Source organism: Nakamurella sp. PAMC28650, assembly GCF_014303395.1.
Lineage (GTDB): Bacteria > Actinomycetota > Actinomycetes > Mycobacteriales > Nakamurellaceae > Nakamurella.
On the sequence record NZ_CP060298.1, the window covers coordinates 4,462,734 to 4,489,515 of the forward strand.

The window sequence follows — 26,782 nt, forward strand, 5'->3', positions numbered from 1 at the left end:
CGGGTGGACCTCAGTGCTCGTACGGGTCCGCCGGCTGGGAAATCCTGGTCATCGAAGTCAGATCGACGGTCGGCACGTAGTCGTTGTCCGCATCGGCGGTACCGGTCTGCGCGCTGATGACGGCGGTCACCCAGGTATTGACGGGGTACTTGGCAGCGCCCTCGACGTGGACCCGCATCGGGGACGCGTCGGCCGCGCAGCAACTGATCGTCATCCGGGCCAGCGAGTAACCCGTCGAATAGCCGTCACCCGGGCCTGCGATGAACCCGACCACGGTGATGTCGTTGTCGGACACCGAGTTCGCCCCGTCGTAGAGCGCCCGCATGATGAAGTCCTTCAGGGTGAGCGATGGAGCTCTGCCCGGGGCCAGGGGCGGGAATGACATCGTCGGCCGTCGCTCGGCGAAGGCCTTGGTGCCGATCCCGTGCCCGCTGCCGTCGTTGGGCGCGTACCCGCCGCTGGTGCCACCGGCCCCGACGTCCGACCCGGCGCCGGAGGCTGCGGCGACCCCGCTGAGGCCGGCCAGGGCCTGCGAACCCGCATTGCGGCTCACCGCGTCGGCGCCGAGCGCCGGCGGTGCGAGCAGGAGCAGCACCAGGATCGGGGCCATGATCAGCCAGGGCGCCTTCGACCGCTCGTGGGAGTGGCCGTGGCCGTGGCCAACATCGGACCCGTGGTCGGGCGGGGCGGGTACCAAGGATCGACGGTCTCCGGTAGCCGCACCGGCCGCCACGGCCCCGAGAGCCTCAACGGCCGCGACGGCTTCCAGGGCCTCGTCCTCGCGTCGATCCTGACGGAGCCCGACGACGATCGACAGCACTCCGACCAGGATCAGGATGACGCCGGCTATCACGAGCAGTGGTCCGAACCCGGGCTTCACGTAGGAGGTGTAGCGGCCGCTGACGGTGATGGAGATCAGCAGGCCGCCGAGCAGGGTGATCACCGCAGACTGTGTCGTCCTGTTCATCTCGCGGTCAACTCCATCTCTTGATCAACGCCAGCCTCCGAAGAAGAGCAACCCGGTCCCGACGCCGACCACGACGGCCACCACGAACGTCACCGGTGCGAAACGGACCGCGAACCGGCGGCCGAAGGTCCCCGACTGCATGGCGAAAAGCTTGATGTCCACCGCGGGGCCGACCGTCAGGAAGACGAGCTTGCCGACCACCGGGATCGTCGAGAACGAGGCTGCGACGAAGGCGTCGGACTCCGAGCACAGGGCCAGGAAGAACGCCAGGAACCCCATCGTGATGATCGACAGGAAGACGGAGGACCCGACGTGCGCCATGAACTGCCGTGGTACCACGGTGTTCAGCGTCGCCGCGGCGGCGGCGCCGATCACCAGGAACCCCGCAGCCTGGGTGAAATCACCGCGCACGGTCGGCAGGAAGACCTTCACGCCCATCTCGTCCGCCGGGACACCGGACACGGGCGTGCGCAGCCTCGGCTTCATCCACTCCGGCCGGCCCAGCCTCTCCCAGATCCACCCGACCAGGACGGCGGTCAGCAGGCCGGCGACCAGTCGTGCCCAGACCATCCTGGGCTCGGCCTGGAAGGCGACGGCGGTGGCGACCAGCACGATCGGGTTGATGGCGGGGGCGGACAGCAGGAACGCCAACGCCGCCGAGGGACGGACCCCACGGTTGATCAGCCGGTGGGCGATCGGTACCGACCCGCACTCGCAGCCGGGCAGAGCAATGCCGCAGACGCCCGCCAGCGGCACGGCGAGTGCGGCGTTGCGCGGCATCACCCTGGTGAAGAAGCTGGCCGGGACGAACGCCGCGATCGCTCCGGAGACCAGTACGCCGAGCACGAGGAAAGGCGTGGCCTGGACGCAGATCGCCACGAAGACCGTGGCCCATCCGGTGGGCAGGACGTGACCGAGCCAGCCGGCGAGCTGCGTCCGGAGCAGGATCGCGGTCAGCAGGATCAGCCCGAAGATCTCCAGCGATCCGGGTTGGTATCGCCGGCGGGCCCCCGTCGGCGGGAGAGCGTGGGCGCGGGGATGCCTGAGGTCGGTCATCCGGTTCGCCCGTTCTCGGCGGGCCCGGTCCGCCCGGTGGCGGCCGATACGTCGGCCGGCGGGGCTCCGATCTCCTCCGGCGCGCCGACCGCATCGGGCCCACTGCCGTTGACCCCACCGAAACGACGCTGGCGGGAGGCATAGATCTCGCACGCCCGCCACAGGTCACGGCGGTCGAAGTCGGGGAAAAGCGTGTCCAGGAAGACCATCTCGGCGTAGGCGGACTGCCAGAGCAGGAAATTGCTGGTGCGCTGCTCACCGGAGGAACGCAGGAAGAGATCGACGTCGGGCATGTCGGGCTCGTCCAGGTACTTCGCCAGCATCGTTTCGTCCACCTTCGCCGGGTTGATCCGGCCGGCCGCCACCTCGAGTGCGATGGCCTTGGCCGCGTCGGCGATCTCGGCCCGGCCTCCGTAGTTGACACACATGGTCAGTGTCAGGACGTCGTTGGCTGCGGTCAGTTGCTCGGCCACCTCGAGTTCGTGGATGACGCTGCGCCACAGTCGCGGCCGCCGGCCGGCCCACCTGACCCGCACGCCCAGGGCATGCATGTCGTCGCGGCGCCGGCGGATAACGTCCCGGTTGAACCCCATCAGGAACCGCACCTCCTCCGGTGAACGCTTCCAGTTCTCCGTCGAGAAGGCATAGGCCGAAATATGGGTGATGCCGAGCTGGATGCAGCCTTCGACCACGTCGAAGAGGGCGGCCTCGCCACGTTTGTGTCCTTCGGTGCGCGGGAGGCCGCGGGCCTTGGCCCACCGGCCGTTGCCGTCCATCACCAGGGCGACGTGCCGGGGAACCGCGTCCCGGGGAATGGCAGGCGGTTCGGCGCCGCTGGGATGCGCGACCGGAGCGCGGGGGACCCGACCCGGCTCGAGGGTGACGCCGCGGCGCCTCACGCCAGAGCTCCCCGGGGCTGTTCGATGCCGATGCCGGCAGCGGTGCCGATGGCGACATCCGCGTCGGCGCGGGCTCGATCCAGGGCGACGCCGCGGGCGGCCGGGTAACCGCCGAGCTCCGGGGAGACCCCGCCGCCCCCCCGGTCCACCAGCGGCAGGGACTTGAGCCCCCGTTCGATGTGCCACTGCAGCAGCGCAGCCACCAGACCGGAGGCCTCGCGGCGCATCGACCCGTCCGCGGCTTCGGCGGTGGGCCAATCCCCGGAGGCCAGCGCCGCCATCAGGCTGATCGCTCCGGGAGCGGGTCTGGCCACCCCGGGCGACCGGCAACCGCCGCACAGCAAGCCTCCGGAAGGGATGTGGAACGCCGTGTGCGGTCCCGGCTCGCCGCAGCGGGCACACTCCGACAGCGCCGGGGCCCAGCCGGCCAACGACATGGACCTGACCAGGAACGCATCCAGCAGCAGGGACGGATCACGGTCGGTCTCGGCCAGCGCACGGAGCACGGAGACGAGCAGGAGATAGAGCTTGAGCGAGGGCTCCCGCTCCTCTGAGGTCAGCCGTTCGACGGTCTCCACGATGGCCGTCGCAGCGGTGTAGCGCGAGTAGTCGGCGGCGATCGCCGAGCCGAACGAATCAAGGGTGACGGCCTGGGTGACGATGTCCAGGCTACGACCGTTGTAGAGCTGCAGATCGACGTGGCTGAACGGTTCCAGCCGCCCACCGAAGCGGCTCCGGGTGCGCCGCACCCCTTTGGCCACCGCGCGGACCCGACCCTCGCGGCGGGTCAGCAGGGTGACGATCCGGTCCGCTTCACCGAGTTTCGTCACCCGCAGCACCACACCCGAATCGCGGTAGACGGTCACGGGTCCATCGTGCCAGGTCTGCCCGACAATTCGGCGCTGACGGGCGGTTCGGCCCATCGCCCGGCCGGCCCCGGCCTGCGGGCGGTCGGCATCCAAGTTTCGCGAAAGGCCCGATGGACGGCGAGATCTTGAACTATTTTCAAGCGATGGGACAGCCGCTGCCGCCGGAACGATTCACGGCCTACGCACCGCACGAGACTCCCCCCGCCCGTCCCGGACGGGCGTGGGGTGCGGCTGCGATCGGTGTCGTCGTCGGGTTGCTCCTGGCGGTGGCGGCGGGCGCCGACCTGGCCGGCTTCCAGGACCTGATCGACGTCACCAAGAGCAAGGTGAACACCGGTACCGGGTAGCTGCTTGAGTAAAGTTCAGAACGGGACGTCCACTGCTGCAACAGGATTGCGCAGTTCAGCGAGCGGGTGTGGGTCTGTGTTCACGGCCTGCTGCAACAGTCGGTAGAACAAAAGCCCGCGACTCTTCGAGGTGCGTCGGTTGAACCGGAATGTGTATTCGTCCAGGTAGTAGGCCAGGTGCTCCTGGGAGACCGCGTAATGCAGGGTGCCGGTCAGCCAGCGTTTGAGCAGCGAGGCGACCATGTGGACGCCGGGGAGGTTGATGTGGGCGGGCTCGGCGCTGTCGGTCCCGACGAACGCGACGTGCTCGTAGCCGGCCGCGGTCAGCTTCTTCAGGTAGTTGGCGTCATCGGTTCTGACCGTTGATCCTTTGGCGATGACGCGGTCGGCGAAGCCGAGCATGCTGACCGATCGGGCTGTCTCGGCCAGCTCGATGCGGACCCTGCCCAGCTTGCGGCCGGGGATCGATTCCACTGCGATCATCGCCGCGGTGTGGTCCTTCACGCCGCCTGCGCGGCCGCGAGGCTCGTTGCCGATGAACACTTCATCTAACTCCACCACACCGGAGAGCAACTCCCGCTCGGGGCGGACCATCGCCCGGCGTAGCTTCTGCAGCCATGCCCACGCTGTTTCGTAGGATCCGAAACCCAGCACCCGCTGCAGACCTTGCGCGGACATCCCGTTCTTCTGCGAGGTGATGAACCAGATCGCCGCGAACCACGTCGACAGCGGCGTCCGGAGCCGGTGGAAGATCGTGCCGGCGGTCACCGACGTCTGCCGGCCACACCTGGTGCACATCCATTTCGCCTTCGCCGTACGCCAACCGCCGGGCGCCCCGCACACCGGACACACAAACCCCTGGGGCCACCGCAGACGCTCCAGATACGCCAGACACGACGAGTCATCCGGGAACCACTCCAGCAACTCCTGAAAGGTCCGGGGGTAATCGACACCACCGACCGGGTAGGCACACACTGGCTCTGACAAGGCCAAATACTACTTGACTCAAGCAGCTACCCAGTACACCGGTTCGACCGGGAGCGCCACCATCGTGGCCGCCCAGCAGAAGAACCAGCAGAAGGTGGCCGCGGCGACGATCGCGGCCTACCAGCGGGCCGTCCCCGGCGCCGCGGTCGGCTACCGGGCCTATGCCGATGCCGGCCTGTTGCAGTTCGCCGGCGTCATCGCCGTCCGCGCGCAGTACGCCGGCCTGACATCGGGTCCGGTGCCCGATCCCGCCCATCAGGGCCTGGCGGTCGCCCAGCAGCAGGTCAAGATCTTCGGCGACGTGCAGTGCTCGGTGTCGCAGAGCCGGCCGACCCCCACCGGGACCCCGGTCGATCCCGCCCTCGATCTCACGACGATGTGCCAGCGAACCGGGCCGGGATTGACGGTGCAGGTGTACGGCACCGGGTTCAAGGGGGCAGCCGGCCAGCAGCAGCTGGTGATGCTGACCAACGCCGGCTGGGCGTCCGTGACCGGCTGATGCGAAGGCCCCCTCCGCGGTCGGACCGAGGCGGCGTCGACGGTCCATCGGTGTGCACTAGCCTGGCACTGCACCGCGTACTCTCCGTTCGATGATGTCGAGGCATCGACCGGGTGGCATCGACCCGACCTCGCTTGACGGCTTCGCCGAAGGTGGATACATGAGCACTCCGACGATCCGCAGCGCCGAGCCCGATGACGCAGAGGCCTTTTCCGCCTGTCATCTTGCGTGCTGGCGCGAGGCCTACGAAAACCTATGGGGATCAGAACGTTTCGCGGAATTCGATCCCGTCAAGCTGGCCGTCCGCCGGCGGAAGGAGATCGAGAGCGGGATCGCCGATCACTTCCTCGCGGAGGTCGACGGCGAGGTGGTCGGCATTGCCATCGCAGGTCCGAGCCGGGACGAGAACCCACCCGCCGAGCGAGAGTTGTACGCGATCTTCGTCCGTCAGGGGCAGCAGGGATCGGGCGTGGCCGACGACCTGCTCGCGGCGGCCATCAGCGACGGGCCGGCCCTGCTCTGGGTCTACCGCGACAACCCGCGGGCCAGTGCCTTCTACGTGCACCACGACTTCATCCCCGACGGCAGCGAGAAGATCGACTCCGCCGGCATCCTGGAGATCCGGATGGTGCGCAGGTAGGGACCGTCAGCGCCCCAGGTCGGTCAGGTAGTCGATGAACCTGACCACCTGGGCCCGCGAAGTGAGCCGGACCGCTGGCAGACCTCCGCTCCGCCCGGCCCTCTCGTCCTCCCGGGCACGCCTGCGGAGCCTTCCGAAGTTCTGGTGGGACCAGAGCAGGATGTTGAGCTCCGGGTCGTACGTCAGCAGATTCCGCCAGTCCTCACGGTTGCCGTTCCAGAGTTCGGCGCCGGTCAGCATCCGGGTGGCCGTCCGGTGCAGCAGTCGCGTCAACACCACCGGTCGGGAGAGATCCAGCGCCACGAGCAGCTCGGCGCGGGCGCGGACGACGTCCGATATGACCGTGTAGTTCCCGTCGATCACCCACGACGGGCCGGACGCCAGCTCGGCGACCCTGGTGCGGAACTCGGCCGGGCTCGGGTGCGTCCAGTTCGGTCCCTGGTAGATACCGTCCAGTTCGATGTGCGGGATGCCGAGGCGCGCCGACAAGGTGGCCGCCAGCCGGGTCTTTCCCGCTCCGGACGATCCGGTGATCATCAGACGTCGTGGACCGTCAACCATGACCCCACGCTAGCTGGCATGCTGGAACCCGTGAGCAGAGTGACGACACGGGTGCGCGTGCAGAGATTCCGTGACGGTGCCTTCGCGTCCCGGGCCGACGTCGTCGCGGGCGAGGAGCCGTTGGAGATCAGGTTCGGCGGCGAGTCTTTGTCGGTCACGATGCGGACGGCCGGGAACGACATCGAACTCGTGCACGGGCTGCTGCACTCCGAGGGCATCATCTCCGGTCCCGCCGACGTCGTCGCGATGCGCTACTGCGACGGTGTCGACGAACAGGGCCGCAACACCTACAACGTCCTGGACGTCCAACTGGCCGGCCCGATCCCGCCGACGGCCAGGTCCGCCTCCCGCGCCTTCGTCACCAGTTCGGCCTGCGGGGTCTGCGGAAGTGCGTCGATCGATGCGCTGAAGCTGCGGACCCGGCACCCCCTGCCGACGGACCTGCTCTTCGAACCGACGGTGATCACCGCTGCACCCACCCTGCTGCGCGCCGGGCAGAAGACCTTCGCCGCCACCGGCGGCATCCACGGCGCCGCACTGCTCTCACCGTCCGGCGGGCTCCGCCACATCAGGGAGGACGTCGGGCGTCACAACGCCGTCGACAAGGTGATCGGTGCGGCACTGATGGCCGACGATCTGCCGCTGTCGGGCGAGGCGCTGCTCACCTCGTCCCGCGCGTCCTTCGAGCTGGTGCAGAAAGCCGTGATGGCCGGCATCGGCATGCTGATCGCCGTCTCGGCCCCGTCCTCGTTGGCCGTGGAGCTGGCCACCGAGACCGGACTGACGCTGGTCGGCTTCACCCGGGACCACGGTTTCAACCTGTACGCGGGGGGACAAAGGGTGCTCGGCGCCGGCTGACCGCTTCCGAGGAGACCGACGGCCCGGGACCTGGAGACAGGTCACCGGGCCGCTGGGTACGGGTGCGTCAGGCCGATTTCTCGCGCGAGACCCGCTTGGGCGCCCGCGGCACGATCGTCGGGTAGACGTTCTTCTTGACGGTCTCGGCCGTCACCACGACCCGCTCGACGTCGTCGCGTCCCGGCACCTCGTACATCGCCGGGAGCAGCACTTCTTCCATGATGGCGCGCAGCCCGCGGGCACCGGTACCGCGCAGGATCGCTTCGTCGGCGATGGCGTCCATCGCGTCCGGCTCGAACTCGAGCTTGACGCCGTCCATGTCGAACAGCCGCTGGTACTGCTTGGAGAGGGCGTCGCGGGGTTCCGTGAGGATCTTGATCAGCGACTCCTTGTCCAGGTGGGTCACGGCCGCGACGACCGGCAGACGCCCGATGAACTCCGGGATCAACCCGAACTTGATCAGGTCCTCCGGCATGACGTCGGAGAAGATATCCGACGAGTCGATGTCGAACTTGGACCGGATCTCGGCGCCGAAACCGAGGCCGCGACGACCGACACGTTCCGCGACGATCTTCTCGAGACCTGCGAAGGCACCGGCGACGATGAACAGCACATTGGTGGTGTCGATTTGGATGAACTCCTGGTGGGGGTGCTTGCGCCCGCCCTGCGGAGGCACCGAGGCCTGGGTGCCCTCGAGGATCTTGAGCAGCGCCTGCTGCACGCCCTCGCCCGAGACGTCGCGGGTGATCGACGGGTTCTCCGACTTCCTCGCGATCTTGTCGACCTCGTCGATGTAGACGATGCCCGTCTCGGCACGCTTCACGTCGTAGTCGGCGGCCTGGATCAGCTTGAGCAGGATGTTCTCGACGTCCTCGCCGACGTAGCCGGCTTCGGTCAGTGCGGTGGCGTCGGCGATGGCGAACGGCACGTTCAGCATCTTGGCCAGGGTCTGCGCCAGATAGGTCTTGCCACAACCCGTCGGGCCGAGCATCAGGATGTTGGACTTGGCCAGCTCCACCGGCTCCGGTCCGCGATCGGGACCGGCCTGGATGCGCTTGTAGTGGTTGTAGACGGCGACCGACAGCGCCTTCTTGGCGGTGTCCTGACCGATGACGTACTGGTCGAGGTACTCACGGATGGCCGTCGGCTTCGGCAGGTCGTCCAACTTGACGTCGCTGGTCTCGGCCAACTCTTCCTCGATGATCTCGTTGCACAGATCGATGCACTCGTCGCAGATGTACACGCCGGGACCCGCGATCAGCTTGCGGACCTGCTTCTGACTCTTCCCGCAGAAAGAGCACTTCAGTAGATCGCCCCCATCGCCGATGCGCGCCATGAGCCCTCTCGATCTTGGATAGGGCCAGCTCTGGCCGGTTCCGCTAGTGGTGTGGTGCCGTGTGGTCCGTGGTGCCGTGTGGTCCGTGGTGTCGTGCGTAGTGCCGTCGTCCAACTGACAAGCCGACCGTACCCGGTGCCCCACCGCCCGGCCGAGGTTTACCGGCCGCGACACGAATCCGGCTGGTGGCCGATCGATTCGCGCTGCAGGATGACCCTGGGCCCGCACCGGGAACGGGCGCCCGTGGCCGACTCCCCCAAGGGTATCGGCCACGCGCGTTCGTGCCACCCGAAATCAGGTGTCGATCTTGCGGTACTCCAGGACATCGTCGACCAGGCCGTATTCCTTGGCCTCCACAGCGGTGAGGATCTTGTCGCGCTCGATGTCGATCCTGACCTCTTCCGGGGTCTTGTTCGAGTGGCGGGACAGGATCGTCTCCAGCGAGACGCGCATCCGCTGGATCTCCTTGGCCTGGATCTCGAGGTCCGACACCTGGCCGTAGACACCCTCGGTGGCCGGCTGGTGGATCAGGATCCGGGAGTTCGGCAGGGCCATCCGCATGCCCTTCGAGCCGGCCGCCAGGATGACCGCTGCCGCCGAGGCCGCCTGCCCGAGGCAGACCGTCCGGATGTGCGGGCGGACGAACTGCATGGTGTCGTAGATCGCCGTCATCGACGTGAACGATCCGCCGGGAGAGTTGATGTAGATGACGATCTCGCGATCGGGATCGGTGGACTCCAGCGTCAGCAGCTGGGCCATCACGTCGTTGGCCGAGGCGTCGTCGATCTGCACACCGAGGAAGATGATGCGCTCCTCGAACAGCTTGTTGTACGGGTTGGACTCCTTCATCCCGTAGCTGGTCCGCTCGGTGAACGACGGCAGGATGTAGCGGGCCTGCGGGAGATTGAGCGCGTTGCCGTGAGCGACGCCCAGTGGCATCTGGTGGCCGGGACGGTTCATCTTGTGGACTTCTCTCTGTTCTCTGGTCTGGGCTCGGGGTCTGCTGAAAAGCCGTGCGGAACCGGTGGGACTACTTGCCCGGCTTGACGGGCGCCTCGGCGGCGCGCGCGACGACCTTGTCGATGAACCCGTACTCCAGCGCTTCCTGCGCGGTGAACCAACGGTCGCGGTCGGAGTCCAGCGTGATCCGCTCCAGCGTCTGGCCGGTGTGCTGGGCGATCAGCTCGGCCATCTCCAGCTTGGACTTGTTGAGCATCTCGGCCTGGATCGCGATGTCGGACGAGGTTCCACCGACACCGGCACTGGGCTGATGCATCAGAATGCGGGCGTGCGGGAGGGCGGCACGCTTGCCGGGCGCACCGGCAGTCAGCAGGAACTGACCCATCGAGGCAGCCAGGCCCATCGCCGTGGTGGCGACGTCGGGCTCGATCAGCATCATCGTGTCGTAGATCGCCATGCCGGCCGTGACGCTGCCGCCGGGCGAGTTGATGTAGAGGGTGATGTCCTTCTCGGGATCCTCGGCGGCCAGGAGCAGCAACTGCGCGGTGATCTCGTTCGCGTTGGTGTCGCGCACCTCGGAGCCCAGGATGATGATGCGCTCGCGGAGCAGCCGCTCCGAGACGGAGTCGGACAGCGAGAGTCCCGGGGTTCCGCGCATCACTGCGGGCAGGATCTCCGGCGCGGCGCTCTCGATGGCCCTGAGCTGCTGAGCCCTGAGCTGGCTGGCACTGCAGCCCGCGAGGGTGTGACGTTGGCTCACTGACGTCTCCTGTCAGAAGTCCGGACCAGAGCTTTCAAAGCCTGCCGGAGGGGTGGGCGGGTGGTTCGGGTAGCAACTCCCGACAGTAACGACGAAGGAGCCGGCGTGATGCCCGTTGCGTCTGCTGTTCGCTGACGGCGTGAACCTGGGGCACCGCACCGGCTCCGGCGGGTCGGTCGGGAGAGGACTACTTCGCTTGCTCTGCGGTTTCGGGCTCTTCGGACGCGCCGTCCTGGGCGGTGACCTCTTCGCTCGAGCCTTCGATGACGCCGGCGGCCTCGTCCTGGGCGTCCTCGATGGCGGCGGCCTCCTCTTCCTCGTCGACGACCTCGACACCGAACAGCTCGGCGATGTTGAGGACGTTGCCGGAGGCATCCGTCACCTTGGCGAGCTGGACCGCATTGGCCAGAGCCTTGCCGCGACGGACGTCGGCGATCACGGCACCCAGCTGGTTGCCTTCCTGCAGACGCTTGAAGTACTCGTCCGGGCTGACACCGAAGCGCTCGGCGTTGTAGATGATCCGCTCGGTGAACTCCTCCTGCGAGACACCGACGCCCTGCTGCTCCGCGAGGGCGTCCAGCAGCAACTGGGTCCGGACGGCGGTTTCGGCGGATTCGCGGGTCTCGGCGTCGAACTCCTCGCGGGTCTGGCCCTCACCCTCGAGGTAGGCGTTGAGCTGGGCCTCGTCGTGGTCGAAGGAGTGCACGGCGTCGTGCTGGCGGGCCTCGTACTCGGAGGTGACGATGCTGGCTGGGGCCGGGATGTCCGTGGCCTCGAGCAGCGCCTCCAGCACCTTGTCCCTGGCCTGGCCGCCCTGCGTCATGTTCTTCACCCGTCGGATGCGCTCGACCAGGTCGGCCCGCATCTCCGCGACGGTGTCGAACTCGCTGGCCAGCTGAGCGAAGTCGTCGTCGATCTCCGGCAGTGAGCGCTCGGAGACGCTGTTGACCGTGACCGTGACCTCGGCGGCCTCGCCCGCGTGCTCCCCGGCCACCAGCCCGGTGGTGAAGTTCGCCGTCTCGCCGGCGGACAGGCCGATCAGCGCGTCGTCCAGACCGTCGACGAGGTCGCCGGTGCCGATCTTGTACGTCAGACCGTCGGTGCTGGCGTCGGGGAGGTCCTCGCCCGCGACGACGGCGCGGAGGTCGATGGCGACCGAGTCGCCGTCGGCGGCGGCGCGCTCCACAGGGGTCACGGTCGCGAACCGGTCGCGGAGGGCCTCGACCTGCTCGTCGATGTCGGCCTCGGTGACCTCGACGTCCTCGACCTCCACGGCGATCTCGTCGATGGCAGGCAACACGATCTCGGGGCGGATGTCGACCTCGGCGGTGAACGCCAGCGTGTCGCCGTCGTCGATGCGGGTGACCTCGATCTCCGGCTGGCCGAGCGGGGTGATGTTCGCTTCGGCGACGGCCTCGCCGTACTTGGCCGGAACGGCGTCGTTGACGACCTCGGACAGGATGGTGCCGCGGCCCAGGCGTGCGTCGAGAATCTTCGACGGGACCTTGCCGGCCCGGAAGCCGGGAATGTTCACCGTGCGGGCGAGGGCGCCGTAGGCCTTGGTGAAGTGCGGCTTCAGTTCGTCGAACGGAACCTCGACGGAGAGTTTGACCCTGGTCGGGTTCAGATGTTCGACGGTGCTCTTCACGTGCAGGACTCCTTGAGGTAACGGACGCGGGTTGAGATGAGGACCGGTGACGGATCGCTGTGCCGGCCCGCGGTACGGGCACGACGCCGACCGTGCAGGTTCTTCGACCAGGCGATTCTAGGCGACTTCGGAGCCCGGCGTTTCCCGCCTGCCGCAGAGACCGCCCATTGGGTCGGTCGGGCACCGTCCAACCGATGGGCTCTTCCCGATCGCCCCCCTGACGACCAGGCTGTTGCTGTGCCGACATTGCCTGACCACAAGAATCCCGCAGACCCGTCCGGCGGACGGGGGCTCTCCTTGGCCCCCGACGAGTTCGCCCCGGAGGTCATCTATCTCAACACCGCTTCGCTCGGTCTGCCGCCCCGGAGCGCACTGGGGGCCCTCAGCGAGGCGACCCGGGCGTGGACAGCCGGTACGGCCAGCCCGCACGACTACGACGTGGCCGTGTCGGCAGCGCGCACTGCCTATGCCGGGCTCGTCGGCGTCCCACCCTCCGACGTCGCAGTGGGCAGCCAGGTCAGCGTGTTCGCCGGCATGGTCGCCTCCTCGTTGACTGCGGGCAGCGAGGTGCTCACCGTTGCCGGCGAGTTCACCAGCATGGTGTTCCCATTCCTGGCGCAGCACAGCCGCAGCATCACGGTGCGCAGTGTGCCGCTGGAGCAACTGGCCGCGTCCGTGACGGCCAACACGGCCCTGGTCGCGGTGTCTGCGGTGCAGTCGGCGGATGGTCGGGTCACCGACCTGGACGCGCTGACGGCTGTGTGCGCCTCGACAGGAACGAAGGTGCTGCTGGACACCACTCAGGCGGTCGGGTGGCTCCCGGTGGACGCCGGCCGATTCGCCTACACCTGCTGCGGCGGCTACAAATGGTTGCTCGCCCCGCGCGGCACCTGCTTTCTCACCGTCTCCCCAGAGTTCCAGGACGACCTGATCCCGAGCGGGGCCGGCTGGTATGCCGGAGATTCGCCGTGGGACAGCATCTACGGCCCGATGAGTCTCGCGCCTGACGCGAGGCGGTTCGACCTCTCGCCCGCCTGGCATTCCTGGGTCGGGCAGGCTGCCGCCCTGAAGCTGTTGGCCGGGATCGGCACCGATGCCCTGCACGCTCACGCGTTGCAACTGGCCGATCGGTTCCGCGCCGGGGTCGACCTATCGCCGGGGAATTCGGCGATCGTCAGCTTTGCCGTCTCGCCGGCGGCAATGGAACGGCTGGCTTCGGCCCGGATCGCCGGCAGTGTCCGAGCGGGGCGGCTGCGGCTGGCATTTCATCTGTACAACACCCTCGCGGACGTCGACGCGACCATCCAGGCCATCACCGGACCGACCGGCGGGTGAGGGGTTGAGCATGCTGAGTCGCCCTGTGGTGCAGTGCCGGATCGTGGCCGCGCCGGCCAGGGGTGCTATGCCTTGGTGACGGGTTGTTGGAGTTCGGTAACCCAGTCGGTCTGATCGTCGGATTCGGCCCGGACGTAGAGCTCGCGGCGCGGGCCAGAAAAGGTGTAGCCGTTCTCGATGAACCATCGGTGAAGATCCTGCCAGGACGGATGAATGCCGGTCATCGCGCCCAGGTGCACTCCGCAGACTGCCCGCACCTCGGGCAGATCGAGCATCTCGGTTCCGTCGGGCGGCGGCCCGGGGTTCTCGTAGCCGACAACGACGTCCATGCCGGTCTCGGTTTCGGCGTACGTGGCTATTGGCGTGTCCAACGCCCCACGGGCGTGCCGCAGCGCCGTGGCGACTTCATCGAACATCGGCCCGATGTGCTCACCCAGCCGATCGGGCTCCAGGGTCGCCCTCGAGGCGACGAGCCGCACGGCCGGGATGGTCTTGACGACGTAGTCGGCTGTCATGGTGTTTTCCTTCTCGATCATCTGCAGACGGGTTTCGACCGCATTCAGACGGGTGTCCACCGTCCGGGCTTCGTCCTCCAGCTGGGCTCGGCGCAGACGCAACATGCCGCGAAGCTCGGCGGGATCCAGATCGTCGTCAAGGAGCCGGCGCACGCGCTCGAGGGTGAATCCGAGGTCCTTGAGCGCCACGATCCTATTCAGCAGGTGCAACTGGTCCGGCGCGTAGGACCGGTACCCGCTGCCCGCGTGAACCCGATCGGGGACCAGGAGACCGATCAGGTCGTAGTGCCGCAGCATCCGTACCGAGACCTGGCCCAGCCGGGCGAAATCCGAAATCAACACTCGGCCAGTCTGACGGCTGACACCGTGGGAGAGTCAACCGTCACTGCGGCCGGCGGCACAGCACTGAGAACCTCTACGGAGTCCCCATCACCGACTGGTGCAGCCCGGCGTAAATCCTCTGCCGGCAGTATCAGGGACCGCTGCCGCCGCCGGCGATGAGCCAGTAGCCGTCGGGCTGGCGGTGCAGATCGAGGAACCAAGTCGTCTCACCGCTGGGTATGGTTCCGTCGCTGCTGCCGCTGGTCGTGATCCGCACCGCCACCACCGCCTCCTCCGGCGACGGCGTGGCCGGCACGCCGACGGTCTGGTAGCCCAGCAGACGCAGCGAGCCGGCATGACACAGGTCGCCATTGCCGAGCTGGGCCTGACCGCCCACGAAGTATCGGTCTGCGGTAGCGCAGTCGCGGGCCTCGACGGCTTCCAGGTACCCCCTGACGACAGCGTGCTGCGCTGCGGCGCTCCCGGCCCAGGCGCCTGGGCGCTCGGTGCCTGCGGCGCTGATGGTCGGCGTGGGGGCGGCGGGTCCGGCCGTGCGGTTCGAGATCAGCGACCCGGCGATCCCAGCGCCCCCTGCGAAAAGCACCACCGCGGCCGCAGCAGCGACCAGGGAGGAAGTGCGCCGACGCCGTACCCGCAGGTCGATGCGGCCGGCCGACGCTCGGCGGACGTCAACGTCCGAAGGCGCCAGGTCGGCCAGGGCATCGAGTTCGGCATGCAGGTCGGTATCGGTGTTCATGAGTCCTCCTGGGATCGGGCGCGGGTCGGGGACAGGTGGACCACCGCGGGCAGCCGGGCCGAGCCGGCTGCGGCCGCGGCGACCTCGTCCGCACGGCCAGCTGTGCTCGGTGCTGTTCCGGTGACGGGGTTGTCGTCGGTGTCTGCGAGACGCATCGCGGCCAGTCCTCGGGAGATCGCGGTCCGCACCGCCCCGGCCGTGATGCCGAGTTCGGCTGCGATCTCCTCGGTGTCATGGCCGAGGTAGTAGCGCAGCACGATCGCGGCGCGTGGTCGTGGCGCAAGTGCCGCCAGCAGATGTCGCAGCTGCGCGCGGTCATCCGCGGCGATCGAGGGGTCGGGTAGGTGGACATCCGGGACCTCCCCCTGCCCGGTACGACGATCTCACCTACTCAACGCCGCTCGAGACCGATCCGCACCACCCGGCGCGGCAGAGATCTCCTGGCAGCATCACGGCAACCCACGCGTTCGCGGCGTCGGCCGCAGTCGGTCGCGGCCACGCTCCCGAGGTGAGTCGCTCGGCTGTTCCCAGTGCGCCCGCGATGGTCAAGGATGGTTCTAGGTATCACGACGTCCTCGAAGCCGTGCCGCGTGCTAGCGCGGCTCCAACGGGCCGGGCATCCACCTGAACCGCAACACACCGAGGAAACCTGACATGACACGCGTTCGCATCGACCTGTTCGTCTCGCTGGACGGCTACTGCTCGACGACCGACCAGACCTCGGAGAATCCGATGGGTGAGGACTGGGGGCGCCTCACAGAGGCTTACTCCGCGACCCGCACGTTCCGCGAGCGCGTCTTCGGCGACACCAGCGGCACCGGCACGACCGGCATCGACGACGCCTACGCAGCCGCGCACTTCCAGGGCGTCGGCGCCGAGATCATGGGCGCGGCGATGTTCGGCCTGCACTCTTTCCCGGATGATCCGGACTGGAAGGGCTGGTGGGGTGACCAGCCGCCGTTCGGCACCCCGGTCTACGTCCTCACCCACACCGCACCCCGTCCCTCGATCCCCATGGACGGCGGAACGACGTTCCACTTCCGCAGCGCGACAATCCAGAGCGTGCTCGAGGAGGCGACCGAGGCTGCGGGCGGCCTGGACGTGCGCGTCGGAGGTGGGACCGGCACCGCACGCGATTTTTTGCGGGCCGGCCTGGTCGACGACTTGCACGTGATGATCGCCCCGATCCTGCTCGGCCGAGGCGCTCGGCTGTGGGACGGCCTACGCGGCCTGGAACTCATCCACAAGGTGACGACCCAAGTGGCCGACAGTGGCACGACCCACGTCACCTTCACGCGATAGGGACGTCCCGATGACGACCCGACAACGGCTCATGGGTCGAGCGAGGTCGTCGCCCACGACGCGATGACCGAGACCGCCCATCTTCTGCGGACCCGTGCAAACCCCGAGCGACTGCTCACGACACTGACTGCGTCGCAGGCCTTGTCGGCCCGGACACGAAACTCGGCCCGCCCCCGACATGCGAGGACGGGCCGATTCCGGGTCGGGCTGACAGGATTTGAACCTGCGACATCCGCGTCCCAAACGCGGCGCGCTACCAAGCTGCGCTACAGCCCGTCGTCCTCGGATCGTAACGGACCTGACGTCACCGAGCTCACCGGCGTGATTGTGCAACCGGTCCGGACGAGCGTTGAACCTGCGACATCCGTGTTCACCGACGCGGCGCGCTACCAAGCTGCGCTGAGGCTCGTCGTGCCCGAATCGTCATGGACATGTCCGATCTGGCCGAACAGCGCCACCGGGCGGACACCCGGAACAGCCTCGCGGTTGGGCTATCATTGCCCAGCACGGCAATCATGAAGTGCCCTGCGGGCGTAGCACAATGGTAGTGCCTCAGTCTTCCAAACTGATTACGCGGGTTCGATTCCCGTCGCCCGCTCCAAAATATCCGGCCCGCTTCGATCCTGATCGGTGCCGCACGCGGGACGAGCCCGGCGTCAGGATCTGCTGCGCGCGCACGTCCTGCCCCGAGACCGGTGCGCATCCAAATCCGTCGTTCCGCAGCGTCGTTCTTCGTCTGGAACGTGGGCGGGATGTCCGGAACGAACAGACGGCCTGTCCAGGAAGAAGGCGGGACCCACCGATGACCGAACTCCAGCGCCCCGCCGTCGCCGGGGCCACGATCGAACCCGCCGGCATCGGCCAGGCCGTGGTGGCCGGTGTCGTCACTGCGGTGGTCGGCTTCACCAGTTCCTTCGCGGTCGTGCTGGCGGGTCTGCGGGCGGTGGGCGCCGATACCGACCAGGCCGCCTCCGGACTGCTGGTGCTGTGCCTGACGATGGGGGCGGGCAGCATCATCTTCTCCTGGCGACTCAAGATCCCGATGACGATGGCGTGGTCGACTCCCGGAGCGGCGTTGCTGGCCGGATCATCAGTGCCGGCAGGGGGTTTCGGCGCGGCCGTCACGGCCTTCGCACTCGCCGGCGCACTGATCGCCCTGTGCGGTCTGATCCGGCCTCTGGGAGTGGCCGTCTCCGCGATCCCACCCGCCCTGGCCAACGCGATGCTGGCCGGAGTCCTGCTGACGCTCTGCATCGAACCGTTCAAGGCCCTCGGCATCTCCCCCGGAGCCATCGCCCCGGTGCTGCTGAGCTGGCTGCTGCTGATGCGGGTCGCGCGGCGGTGGGCGGTACCCGGCGCCCTCGGGGTGGCGGTCTTGGTGATCTGGATCTCCGGTTCGTTCTCCCACCTGGCCGGCGCCCGGCTGGCTCCGGTGCTGGTCGGCGTGTCGCCGGTGTGGGCGCCGGCCACGGTCGTCGCGATCGCGCTGCCGCTGTTCCTGGTCACGATGACCAGCCAGAACATCCCCGGGATGGCGGTGCTGGGGTCGTTCGGCTACCGACCGCCGCTGGCCCCGCCCCTGCTGTACACCGGAGGGGCCACGGTCGTCGGCGCCTTCGCCGGGGCACACGCCGTCAACCTGGCGGCCATCTCGGCCGCGTTGGCCGCAGGCCCGAGCGCCCACCCCGATCCGGCCAGGCGGTGGATCGCAGGCGTCACCTGCGGCGTCGTCTACCTGGCGCTCGGGCCGGCATCCGCGCTGGTGGCAGCCGTGGCGGTGGCCGCTCCGGCCGGCATCATGGCGGCGATCGCCGGGCTCGCACTGATCGGTACCTTCGCCTCCGCCGCGGGATCGGCGCTGACCGACGTCACCCACCGGGAGGCCGCCGCGATCACCTTCCTGGTGGCCGCGTCCGGGGTGGCGTTCGCCGGGATCGGCGCCGCCTTCTGGGGACTGCTGGCCGGCGCGACCTATCTGCTGGTGCTGCGTCTCCCCTCTCTCGGCAGCCGCGCGAGCGCCAGCGGCACGAGCCAGGGCCGCAGGGCGCGGAGCCGCTAAAGTGGCCCCGGGCCGAGAACAGGCCAGACCACACGAGCACGCTGCAGATTCACGGTCCCGGAAAGGCCCCACAGAAAAATGACGGTGCAACGATGACGGTCCGCAAGGTCGCGCTCCTCACGGCCGGGGGTTTCGCCCCCTGCCTGTCCTCCGCCGTCGGCGGGCTCATCGAGCGCTACACCGAACTGGCACCCGAGGTCGAGATCATCGCCTACAAGCACGGCTATCAGGGCCTGCTCGCCGGCGACCACCTCGCCGTCACCCCACAGATCAGGGCGAACGCCGGCCTGCTGCACCGGTTCGGCGGCTCACCGATCGGCAATTCGCGCGTCAAGCTCACCAACGTCGAGGATCTGATCAAGCGCGGACTCGTCACCGAGGGCGAGAACCCGTTGAAGGTGGCCGCCGACCGGTTGACCGCCGACGGGGTCGACGTCCTGCACACCATCGGTGGTGACGACACCAACACCACCGCAGCTGATCTCGCCGCTTTCCTGGCCGAGCACGACTACGCGCTGACGGTCGTCGGGCTGCCCAAGACGATCGACAACGACGTCATCCCGATCAAGCAGTCCCTCGGGGCGTGGACGGCCGCCGAGCAGGGCGCCGAGTTCGCCCGGAACATCATCGGCGAGCACAATTCCGGCTCCCGGATGCTGATCGTGCACGAGGTCATGGGCCGGCACTGCGGATGGCTGACCGCCGCGACGGCCCAGGCCTACCGCAGGTGGCTGGACACGCAGTCCTGGCTTCCGGAGATCGGACTCTCCCGGGAGGCATGGGACGTCCACGCGGTCTACGTGCCCGAAGCCGCATTCGATCTCGAGGCCGAGGCCGCCCGTCTGCGCCACATCATGGACACCGTCGGCAATGTCACCATCTTCCTGTCCGAGGGGGCCGGCCTGGACACCATCGTCGGACAGCTCGAGGCGTCCGGTGCCGACGTTCCCCGGGACCCCTTCGGACACGTCCGGCTGGATGACGTCAACCCGGGTGCCTGGTTCGCGAAGCAGTTCGCCGAGAAACTCGGCGCCGAGAAGGTGATGGTGCAGAAGTCCGGCTACTACTCACGTGCCGCTGCGGCGAACACCGAGGACCTGCGACTCATCAAGTCCATGACGGACTACGCGGTCGACTGCGCACTGCGTGGCGAGTCGGGCGTCATCGGCCACGACGAGGAGGCCGGAGATCGGTTGAGCGCCATCGACTTCACCCGGATCAAGGGCGGCAAGGCCTTCGACCTGACGACGCCGTGGTTCGGCGAGCTGCTCGACGGCATCGGCCAGCCGGCCGCCGCCGCTACCGGCCACTGACGGTTCGCCTCCGGTAATCAGCGCGACAGATGCGGCTCCGGCGGGGCAGTCTGTGGCGATGACCGACAACACCATCACGATGACGGACAAGAACGTGACGATGACCGACAACCCTGTGACGAGCGCCCGCGATGACACGCACCTGCCCGCCGCGGGTCCCGACCGGTCCGGGACAGGCCGCTTCGTCGTGCGATCGCTCACCGCAGCCGACTGGCCGGCCGCCAAGGCCGTCGATGCGGCGGCCTTCGGGTATGCCCCCGACGACGATTTCCTGGACAACACCACCCTGCCGCAGTACGACCCCGCCCGCTTCACCGGCGTTCTGGACCCGGAGCTGGACGGCATCCTGGTCGGCATCGGGGGAATCCAATCCAGGGCGATGACCTTCCCCGGTCATGGGCCGGCCCCGGTGGCGGCGGTCACCTGGGTCGCCGTGCGCCCCGACAACCAACGACGCGGGATCCTGCGCGAGGTGATGACGCACCAGCTGCACGGACTGCATGACTCGGCCGGTGAGCCGGTCGCCATCCTGACCGCGAGCGAGGCGGGGATCTACGGGCGTTTCGGCTACGGCCTGGCCACTTTGCGGACCAGCCTGGAGATCCCGGCTCCGACGGCGCTGCGCCCCGATCTCCCGGTGCAGCGTGTGACGGAGTCCGCCCTGCCGGAGGCCCTGCCCCGGATGAAGGAGATCCACCAGCGCGTCAGGTCGGCGACCGTGGGCTACCTGGACCGGGAGGACGTCGTCTGGAACAACCTGTTCTCGGAGCACCCTTCGGTCCAGAAGGGCCGTGGTCCCCGCCGCATCGCACTGCACGCCGACGGCTACATCACCTATCGGATCGACCAGGCCTGGAGCGACCGAGGACCCGACTCCACGCTCACGGTCGGTGAGCTCTGCGCCACGACGCCGTTGGCCAGAGCGTCACTGTGGCAGCACGTCCTGAGCTACCCGCTGGTGCGGAAGGTCTGCTACCCGATGGCCTGGGCGGACGAACCGCTCCCGGAGATGCTGACCAACCCGCGCGCCCTGGTCTCGGACGTCGGGGATCACATCTGGGTCCGGCTGGTCGACCTGGACCGCGCCATCGGGCTCCGTACCTACTCGGCGCCCGCGACCGTCGTCGTCCAGGTGGTGGACAGCTTCTGCCCGTGGAACGACGGCGTCTGGCAACTGGAACTCGGTCTCGCCGGCGGATCGGCGGCGCGCTCGACGCAACCCGCCCAGATCGTGGCCGGGGTGGCCGACCTCGGAGCGGCGTTCCTGGGCGGCACCCGCATTGCCCGGCTGGCCGCGGCCGGCCGGGTCACCGGGGACCCTGCAGCCATCTCCCTGCTCGACGCTGCCATGGGGACCGCCCTGCGCCCCACCACCCCGGAGGGATTCTGAAATCGCCATCTGGATCGAGCGGATACCTAAAACGGGCGAATCGGACGCATTTCGACCATAGATCACCAGTCGATACCGCCTCATGCGGCATGCTGGCCTGATGGAGAAGCCCCGCCGTCGCGCAGCCGGCCGCCCGGCCGGGCCGCCGGATGCCGCGCCGGAACCCGTCGTCGGATCTTCTGCCGCACCGGCGACCGGACCGTCCTCTCCCGCGGCGCCGGACGCCCCCGGCGAGTCCCCCACCGGCCACGGCCCGGCTTCGCAGACCGGGCAACAGCACCGGCGGCGTCAACGAGCGACTCGTCAGCCCGGCAGCCGCACAGAACCACCGACCGCGCACACCACCCCGGACGCGCCTGAGAAAGCACGCGAAAAAGCACCCGAACCGACTCGCGCGCAGGGCAACCGTCAACCGCCACACCCCAGCCGCGACGACCGGCGGCGGGGAGATTCGTCCGTCGAGCGGTCGCTGCGTGCGCTGGTCTCCACCCGAACGACGCAGTTGCCCCCCGACATCGCGATGCGGGCACGCGAGGTGGCAGCCCCCACCCACGCCGATCTGGTGGCCGCCGAGCAGGAGTTGGTCATCGTTCGCCGCTACTACGTGCCGCCGGCGCCATTGGCCACCGCCGGGAAATCCGCCCATCCGCGAGCGACCGAGAAGCGCCCACCGGAGGGCCGGAGCCGTGGCACCGAGGCCAAACGGGCTGGACGGCGCCCACCGCAGGGCCGCGCCGACTGAGCACCGCAGCACCGACAGGCCGACCGCGGAGGAGCGCACCCTGACGACTCAGGTCGTCGGGAGGACCTGGGGTCCAGGGGCGGCTTCGTACCCGGCCACCATCTCGATCCGGCGTTGGTGGCGCGCGTCCTTCGAGAACGGCGTCGCCAGGAAGATGTCGGCGAAGCCGGCGGCCGTCACCGCATCGTGCATCCGTGCACCGAGGGACAGGACATTGGCGTCGTTGTGCTGGCGGCTCAGCTGCGCGGTCTCCAGGGACCAGGCCAGCGCCGCACGGACACCGGCCACCTTGTTGGCGGCGATCTGCTCGCCGTTCCCGGATCCACCGATGACGACGCCGAGACTGCCGGGGTCGGCCACCACGCGGCGACCGGTTTCCAGACAGAACGGCGGATAGTCGTCCTGCGCGTCGTAGGCATGGGGACCGATGTCGACCACCTGATGACCCGCCGTCGACAGATGCTCCAGCAGGAAGGTTTTCAACTCGAAGCCGGCATGGTCCGAGCCGAGGTAGACGCGCATGCCGCCAGTCTGGCAGCACCCACCGGCCGGGGGGCGGGTGGGCCGGTCGAGGACCGATCAGGGGACCACCAGGACGGGGAACTGCTGGGTGGCCACCACCGCACGGGAGACCGAACCGGACGCGATCCGGTGCAGGAACTCGGCGAAGCCCCGGTGGCGCTTGCCGACCACCACGCAGGCGGCATCCTTCTCCTGCGAGATGCGGATGATCTCGCTCGACGCCTCGCCGGTCACCGAGACCAACTCCCACTCGACCCCGTCGAGTTCCCCGCCGGACACCAGCATCGAGCGCAGTTCCTGCTCGATCGCCTCCTCGGCGGCGTCGTTGGTGCCCATCTCCTCGGGGATCGGGACGTAGCCCTCCACCATCGGCATCGACCTCCGTCGGACGTGGACCAGCAGGATCGGACGGCCGAGGGCCCGCGACAGGAACACCGCAGCCCGCAGCGGGCGCCCACAGGTGGTCGCGTTGTCCACCCCGATGACGACCGGCCCCCAACCCAGGTCGGGGGGCAACGGAATGCCGGACGGTTTCATCACAGAGATCACCGGTCCTCACAGGTGCGGGCGACTACAAACTAGCCCGCAGCGACACTTCCCGCTCGACCACCTCGACCACTTCCACCACCTCGACCACCTCGACCACCTCCACCCGGTACGGCGCCATCTCCACGTCACGCCGCTACTCGAAGTCGAGACCGCCGGTCCGGGTGCGCTTGATCTCGAAGAAGTACGGGAATCCGGCCAGCGTCACAGTCGCGTCCCAGAGCCGGCCCGCTTCTTCACCGCGCGGAATCCTGGTGATCACCGGGCCGAAGAAGGCCACGTCGTTGATGTGGATCGTCGGCGTGCCGACGTCCGGGCCTACCTTGTCCATGCCGGCGTGGTGGCTGGCCCGCAGGGCCTCGTCGTACTGGTCGGAGTCCGCGGCGGCAGCGAGTTCGGCCGGCAGACCGACCTCGGCCAACGACTCCGCGATCACCACGGCGAAGTCCTTGTTGCCCTGCTTGTGGATCCGCGTACCCATCGCGGTGTAGAGGGGCGCCAACACCTCGTCACCGTGCGACTGGGCCGCAGCGATGGCCACCCGTACGGGTCCCCAGGCCTTCGTCATCGTGTCGCGGTACTCGGGCGGCAGGTCACGGCCCTCGTTGAGCACTGCGAGGCTCATCACATGGAATTCGACCTCGATGTCCCTCACCCGCTGTACCTCCAGGATCCAGCGGGAGGTGATCCAGCAGAAGGGGCACAGCGGGTCGAACCACAGACCGGCCTTGTCCTTGTGGGAGCCGTTGTCCTGGTGAGTGGCAGCCGGCGAGACGGACGCCGATTCTCCGGTGGTGGTGGCGGTCATGGAAAGCCTCCTGGATGGCGCATGTTGGATGCAACCGATCTTCCGACATCGATCAACCGATGGGCAACCCGACTTGTTCCCGAGCGGGCAGGTGCCGGTTTCTGATCTGATGGTGGCCATGTCGCTCGTTCACGCCGCTACCGAAACCGGCCATCCGCACCCATCCCAGCCCCCGAACCTGACCAGGGCGCAGGCCGCCGCCCGCGCCGCGCTGCTGTCGGTCAGGTCCTACAAGATCGACCTCGACCTGACGGACGGCCAGGGCCGGCCCGGCGAGAAGACCTTCTCGACGCATTCGGAAGTGACGTTCTCCGCAGTCGACGGGTCCACCACCTTCGTCGACTTCGTCGGAGACGGCGTCCTCACCGCCACGCTCAACGGCCGCGCCCTCGACGTGGGCGGCTGGACCAATGGCGCAGGGCTGGAACTGGCCGATCTGGCCGAGGACAACCATCTGATCATCGAGGCAGCGGGGACGTACACCAACACCGGAGAGGGTCTGCACCGCTTCGTGGACCCGGTCGACGGCGCCGTCTACCTCTACTCCCAGTTCGAAACTGCTGACGCCAAGAGACTTTTCGCCTGTTTCGACCAGCCGGACCTGAAAGCCACCTTCACCTTCACGGTGACCGCGCCCGCGCAGTGGCAGGTCGTCTCGAACGGCGTCGCGACCTCTGTCGACCTCGCGCCGGCCGGCTCGGAGGGACCGAGCGTGCACCACTTCGCCACCACCGAGCCGATGAGCACGTACATCACCGCCCTGGTCGCCGGTCCGTACCACGTGGTAAGCGATCACCACGACGGGATCGACCTCGGCCTGTTCGTCCGCGGTTCCCTGTCCGAGCACCTCGACAGCGACCGGATCTTCACGGAGACCAAGCAGGGCTTCGACTTCTACCACCGGGCCTTCGGCGTTCGGTACCCGTTCGGCAAGTACGACCAGCTGTTCGTCCCGGAGTTCAACGCCGGCGCGATGGAGAATGCCGGCGCGGTCACCTTCCGCGAGGAGTACGTGTTCCGGTCCCGGGTCACCCACTACCAGTACGAACGACGCTGCGAGACGATCCTGCACGAGATGGCCCACATGTGGTTCGGCGATCTGGTCACCATGCGATGGTGGGACGACCTGTGGCTCAACGAGTCGTTCGCCACCTGGGCCTCGGTGGTCGCGCAGAGCTCCGCCACCGAGTACACCAGCGCGTGGACCACGTTCGCCAACGTGGAGAAGTCCTGGGCCTACGTGCAGGACCAGCTGCCGTCGACCCACCCGATCGCCGCCGACATGGTGGACCTGGCCGCGGTCGAGGTCAACTTCGACGGAATCACCTACGCGAAGGGCGCCAGCGTCCTCAAGCAGCTGGCCGCCTACGTGGGTTTCGACGAGTTCCTCACCGGGTTGGGCAACTACTTCCGCGCCTTCGCGTTCGGGAACGCCACCCTGGCGGACCTGATGGTGCATCTGACCACGGCGTCCGGGCGGGACCTCTCCGACTGGACCACCCAGTGGCTCCAGACCACCGGGATCAACCCGCTGCACGCGGAGTACGAGGTGGCCCCGGACGGCACCTACCGCACGTTCACGGTGGTGCAGGGAGGGGCCACGCCGGGAGCCGGCGAACTGCGGACGCACCGGCTCGCCGTCGGGATCTACGAGGACGACGGCAACGGCAAGCTGGCCCGCACCCACCGCGTCGAGCTGGACGTGGCCGGGGCGCGCACCGACGTGCCCGGCCTGGTCGGGGCACGGCACGGCGCGCTCGTCCTTGTCAACGACGACGACCTGACGTACTGCAAGCTCGCACTGGACACGCAGTCGCTGTCCACCGCGATCACCCGGATCGGCGACATCCGGGAGTCACTCCCCCGCACGCTGGTCTGGTCGGCCGTCTGGGAGATGACGAGGGACGGCAGGATGCGGGCGAGGGATTTCGTCGAGCTCGCGCTGACCGGGGTGCACGGGGAGGACCAGATCGGCGTCGTGCAGCGGGTGCTGTCCCAGACCGGACTCGCGATCGGCACCTACGCGGAACAGACCTGGGCGGAGCAGACCGGGTGGCCGACGTTCACCGCCGCACTCCTGGACCTGGCCACCGGCTCCGCGGCGGGCAGCGACGTCCAGCTGGCGGCCGTGCAGTCGCTCTGCTCGGCCCTGCTGTCCACCGACCAGCTGGAGACCATCAGCGGGTGGCGTGACGGGTCCGCGCCACTGGCCGGGCTCACCGTCGACGCGGACCTGTCCTGGACCCTGCTCAGTGCCCTCGTCGCGCACGGCCGGGCCGGTCTTGCCGAGATCGAGGCCGCCTCCGAGGTCGACCCGACCGCGTCCGGGGTGCGCCGGGCGATGACGGCGAAGGCGCTGCTGCCGGACCAGGCCGCCAAGGCTGCGATCTGGGAACGGCTGATCGAGGACGACGGGATGGCCAACGCGCTGCAGGACGCGGCCATCAGCGGCTTCTCCCATCCGGCGCAGCGGGATCTGCTGGCCCCGTACGCCGCGGAGTATTTCGAGGTGGTCGACGAGGTGTGGACCCGCCGCAGCAACGAAGTGGCGCAGAAGGTCGCGGTGGGTCTGTATCCACGCTGGTCGGTGACCCAGGAGACGGCCGACGCCGCGATGGCCTGGGCCGACGGTGATCACGCCACCGCGCTGGCCAGACTGGTCTCCGAGGGCCGTTCGGGCACGGAGCGGGCCCTGCGGGCGAGGGCCTTCGACCAGGGCTGAGACCCGGACCGAACAGGAAGACCCCGACAGCAGAAGCTGTCGGGGTCTTTCCCGGTGCGACTC

At 68.5% G+C, this 26,782-nt stretch carries 27 protein-coding genes and 2 tRNA genes; 12 read left to right on the forward strand and 17 right to left on the reverse strand.

Annotation, left to right across the window (positions count from 1 at the left end; all coding sequences use genetic code 11):
- Window positions 1–10 precede the first annotated feature (10 nt).
- From H7F38_RS20165 to recO, 4 genes are read right to left on the reverse strand one after another with little or no spacing between them, the layout of a single operon-like run.
- A complete protein-coding gene (locus H7F38_RS20165; RefSeq protein ID WP_187091482.1) occupies window positions 11–967 on the reverse strand; it encodes a TIGR03943 family protein in 957 nt (318 codons plus the stop codon).
- Window positions 968–991: 24 nt separating this feature from the next.
- Entirely contained in the window at window positions 992–2,023 is a 1,032-nt protein-coding gene (locus tag H7F38_RS20170) for a permease (RefSeq protein ID WP_187091483.1), read from the reverse strand.
- Window positions 2,020–2,922 carry an isoprenyl transferase gene (locus H7F38_RS20175; protein WP_187091484.1) on the reverse strand — a complete coding sequence of 301 codons (903 nt, stop codon included), beginning with the start codon at window positions 2,920–2,922 and terminating at the stop codon, window positions 2,020–2,022. The genes H7F38_RS20170 and H7F38_RS20175 overlap by 4 nt, the downstream gene beginning before the upstream one ends.
- A complete protein-coding gene (gene recO / locus H7F38_RS20180) occupies window positions 2,919–3,788 on the reverse strand; it encodes a DNA repair protein RecO (protein WP_187091485.1) in 870 nt (289 codons plus the stop codon). The genes H7F38_RS20175 and recO overlap by 4 nt, the downstream gene beginning before the upstream one ends.
- Window positions 3,789–3,934: 146 nt before the next feature.
- Between recO and H7F38_RS20185 the strand changes: the two genes are divergently transcribed.
- Entirely contained in the window at window positions 3,935–4,138 is a 204-nt protein-coding gene (locus H7F38_RS20185) for a hypothetical protein (RefSeq protein WP_187091486.1), read from the forward strand.
- Between the two features lie 15 nt (window positions 4,139–4,153).
- Here the strand turns inward: H7F38_RS20185 and H7F38_RS20190 are convergent, their stop codons facing one another.
- Window positions 4,154–5,125, reverse strand: coding sequence for an IS1595 family transposase (locus tag H7F38_RS20190; protein ID WP_187090716.1), 972 nt, complete (start codon window positions 5,123–5,125; stop codon window positions 4,154–4,156).
- Window positions 5,126–5,138: 13 nt separating this feature from the next.
- Between H7F38_RS20190 and H7F38_RS20195 the strand changes: the two genes are divergently transcribed.
- Both H7F38_RS20195 and H7F38_RS20200 read left to right on the forward strand, forming a co-directional pair.
- Window positions 5,139–5,624 (forward strand): hypothetical protein, encoded by a 486-nt coding sequence (locus H7F38_RS20195; protein ID WP_187091487.1) that lies wholly within the window; start codon window positions 5,139–5,141, stop codon window positions 5,622–5,624.
- 160 nt (window positions 5,625–5,784) lie between these two features.
- Window positions 5,785–6,264, forward strand: a complete 480-nt coding sequence (locus tag H7F38_RS20200) for a GNAT family N-acetyltransferase (protein ID WP_187091488.1) — start codon at window positions 5,785–5,787, stop codon at window positions 6,262–6,264.
- Window positions 6,265–6,270: 6 nt separating this feature from the next.
- Here H7F38_RS20200 and H7F38_RS20205 read toward each other — a convergent pair whose 3' ends face one another.
- Window positions 6,271–6,825: an adenylate kinase gene (locus H7F38_RS20205; RefSeq protein WP_187091489.1), complete on the reverse strand. Its 555-nt coding sequence runs from the start codon at window positions 6,823–6,825 to the stop codon at window positions 6,271–6,273.
- 30 nt (window positions 6,826–6,855) lie between these two features.
- On the opposite strand from H7F38_RS20205, the gene fdhD reads away from it, so the two are divergent.
- On the forward strand, window positions 6,856–7,683 hold the full coding sequence (gene fdhD / locus H7F38_RS20210; protein WP_222618208.1) for a formate dehydrogenase accessory sulfurtransferase FdhD: 828 nt from the start codon (window positions 6,856–6,858) through the stop codon (window positions 7,681–7,683).
- Window positions 7,684–7,750: 67 nt separating this feature from the next.
- Here the strand turns inward: fdhD and clpX are convergent, their stop codons facing one another.
- From clpX to tig, 4 genes are all read right to left on the reverse strand, one after another.
- Window positions 7,751–9,019, reverse strand: a complete 1,269-nt coding sequence (gene clpX / locus H7F38_RS20215; protein ID WP_187091491.1) for an ATP-dependent Clp protease ATP-binding subunit ClpX — start codon at window positions 9,017–9,019, stop codon at window positions 7,751–7,753.
- A gap of 294 nt (window positions 9,020–9,313) precedes the next feature.
- Entirely contained in the window at window positions 9,314–9,979 is a 666-nt protein-coding gene (locus H7F38_RS20220; RefSeq protein ID WP_187091492.1) for an ATP-dependent Clp protease proteolytic subunit, read from the reverse strand.
- Window positions 9,980–10,049: 70 nt separating this feature from the next.
- Window positions 10,050–10,637, reverse strand: coding sequence for an ATP-dependent Clp protease proteolytic subunit (locus tag H7F38_RS20225; RefSeq protein WP_222618733.1), 588 nt, complete (start codon window positions 10,635–10,637; stop codon window positions 10,050–10,052).
- Window positions 10,638–10,926: 289 nt separating this feature from the next.
- The gene (gene tig / locus H7F38_RS20230) at window positions 10,927–12,387 is read right to left on the reverse strand and encodes a trigger factor (protein ID WP_187091493.1); all 1,461 of its coding nucleotides are present in this window, start codon (window positions 12,385–12,387) and stop codon (window positions 10,927–10,929) included.
- A gap of 237 nt (window positions 12,388–12,624) precedes the next feature.
- On the opposite strand from tig, the gene H7F38_RS20235 reads away from it, so the two are divergent.
- On the forward strand, window positions 12,625–13,722 hold the full coding sequence (locus H7F38_RS20235) for an aminotransferase class V-fold PLP-dependent enzyme (protein WP_222618209.1): 1,098 nt from the start codon (window positions 12,625–12,627) through the stop codon (window positions 13,720–13,722).
- A gap of 65 nt (window positions 13,723–13,787) precedes the next feature.
- On the opposite strand, the gene H7F38_RS20240 is transcribed toward H7F38_RS20235, so the two are convergent.
- The 3 genes from H7F38_RS20240 to H7F38_RS20250 all read right to left on the reverse strand — a co-directional run bounded on the left by H7F38_RS20240 (window position 13,788) and on the right by H7F38_RS20250 (window position 15,572).
- Window positions 13,788–14,579, reverse strand: a complete 792-nt coding sequence (locus tag H7F38_RS20240) for a MerR family transcriptional regulator (protein WP_222618210.1) — start codon at window positions 14,577–14,579, stop codon at window positions 13,788–13,790.
- A 130-nt stretch (window positions 14,580–14,709) separates the two neighbouring features.
- Window positions 14,710–15,315, reverse strand: a complete 606-nt coding sequence (locus tag H7F38_RS20245) for a hypothetical protein (protein WP_187091495.1) — start codon at window positions 15,313–15,315, stop codon at window positions 14,710–14,712.
- Entirely contained in the window at window positions 15,312–15,572 is a 261-nt protein-coding gene (locus H7F38_RS20250) for a sigma factor-like helix-turn-helix DNA-binding protein (protein ID WP_370531270.1), read from the reverse strand. The genes H7F38_RS20245 and H7F38_RS20250 overlap by 4 nt, the downstream gene beginning before the upstream one ends.
- Before the next feature lie 397 nt (window positions 15,573–15,969).
- On the opposite strand from H7F38_RS20250, the gene H7F38_RS20255 reads away from it, so the two are divergent.
- On the forward strand, window positions 15,970–16,617 hold the full coding sequence (locus H7F38_RS20255) for a dihydrofolate reductase family protein (RefSeq protein ID WP_187091496.1): 648 nt from the start codon (window positions 15,970–15,972) through the stop codon (window positions 16,615–16,617).
- Between the two features lie 202 nt (window positions 16,618–16,819).
- On the opposite strand, the gene H7F38_RS20260 is transcribed toward H7F38_RS20255, so the two are convergent.
- Window positions 16,820–16,893: transfer RNA gene (locus tag H7F38_RS20260), tRNA-Pro, on the reverse strand.
- A gap of 251 nt (window positions 16,894–17,144) precedes the next feature.
- Between H7F38_RS20260 and H7F38_RS20265 the strand changes: the two genes are divergently transcribed.
- From H7F38_RS20265 to H7F38_RS20285, 5 genes are all read left to right on the forward strand, one after another.
- Window positions 17,145–17,218, forward strand: a tRNA-Gly gene (locus H7F38_RS20265).
- Between the two features lie 201 nt (window positions 17,219–17,419).
- Window positions 17,420–18,676: a benzoate/H(+) symporter BenE family transporter gene (locus tag H7F38_RS20270; RefSeq protein ID WP_187091497.1), complete on the forward strand. Its 1,257-nt coding sequence runs from the start codon at window positions 17,420–17,422 to the stop codon at window positions 18,674–18,676.
- A gap of 92 nt (window positions 18,677–18,768) precedes the next feature.
- The gene (locus tag H7F38_RS20275; protein WP_187091498.1) at window positions 18,769–19,989 is read left to right on the forward strand and encodes a pyrophosphate--fructose-6-phosphate 1-phosphotransferase; all 1,221 of its coding nucleotides are present in this window, start codon (window positions 18,769–18,771) and stop codon (window positions 19,987–19,989) included.
- A 58-nt stretch (window positions 19,990–20,047) separates the two neighbouring features.
- Window positions 20,048–21,379: a GNAT family N-acetyltransferase gene (locus H7F38_RS20280; RefSeq protein ID WP_187091499.1), complete on the forward strand. Its 1,332-nt coding sequence runs from the start codon at window positions 20,048–20,050 to the stop codon at window positions 21,377–21,379.
- A 100-nt stretch (window positions 21,380–21,479) separates the two neighbouring features.
- Window positions 21,480–22,121 (forward strand): hypothetical protein, encoded by a 642-nt coding sequence (locus tag H7F38_RS20285; protein WP_187091500.1) that lies wholly within the window; start codon window positions 21,480–21,482, stop codon window positions 22,119–22,121.
- A gap of 48 nt (window positions 22,122–22,169) precedes the next feature.
- On the opposite strand, the gene H7F38_RS20290 is transcribed toward H7F38_RS20285, so the two are convergent.
- The 3 genes from H7F38_RS20290 to H7F38_RS20300 form a co-directional block, all read right to left on the reverse strand.
- Window positions 22,170–22,643, reverse strand: a complete 474-nt coding sequence (locus H7F38_RS20290; RefSeq protein WP_187091501.1) for a ribose-5-phosphate isomerase — start codon at window positions 22,641–22,643, stop codon at window positions 22,170–22,172.
- A gap of 57 nt (window positions 22,644–22,700) precedes the next feature.
- Window positions 22,701–23,180 (reverse strand): universal stress protein, encoded by a 480-nt coding sequence (locus tag H7F38_RS20295; protein ID WP_187091502.1) that lies wholly within the window; start codon window positions 23,178–23,180, stop codon window positions 22,701–22,703.
- A gap of 145 nt (window positions 23,181–23,325) precedes the next feature.
- A complete protein-coding gene (locus H7F38_RS20300) occupies window positions 23,326–23,997 on the reverse strand; it encodes a DsbA family protein (RefSeq protein WP_187091503.1) in 672 nt (223 codons plus the stop codon).
- Between the two features lie 118 nt (window positions 23,998–24,115).
- On the opposite strand from H7F38_RS20300, the gene pepN reads away from it, so the two are divergent.
- The gene (pepN, locus tag H7F38_RS20305) at window positions 24,116–26,719 is read left to right on the forward strand and encodes an aminopeptidase N (RefSeq protein ID WP_187091504.1); all 2,604 of its coding nucleotides are present in this window, start codon (window positions 24,116–24,118) and stop codon (window positions 26,717–26,719) included.
- The last annotated feature ends 63 nt before the right edge of the window (window positions 26,720–26,782 follow it).